Here is a 233-nt window from a genome sequence, read left to right on the forward strand (position 1 = left end):
CCGGAAGACGGTGCGCTGATCGCCGAAGGAAAAATCGACCTGCTGGGCATCAACTATTACCAGCCGCGTCGGGTGAAATGCCGCGAAAATGCCGTCAACCCGCAGTCGCCGTTTATGCCGGAGTGGTTGTTTGATTATTACGAGATGCCAGGCCGGAAAATGAATCCGTATCGCGGCTGGGAAATTTACGAGCCGGGTATTTACGATATTCTGACCAATTTACGCGTCAACTA

The 233-nt window shown here is 52.4% G+C and carries 1 pseudogene; it reads left to right on the forward strand.

Annotation, left to right across the window (positions count from 1 at the left end):
* Positions 1-233: pseudogene (locus tag FQ668_RS28330) on the forward strand (hypothetical protein); the annotation flags it as partial.

It is taken from the genome of Pseudomonas sp. Kh14 (genome assembly GCF_900291005.1).
GTDB classification, from domain to species: Bacteria; Pseudomonadota; Gammaproteobacteria; order Pseudomonadales; family Pseudomonadaceae; genus Aquipseudomonas; species Aquipseudomonas alloputida.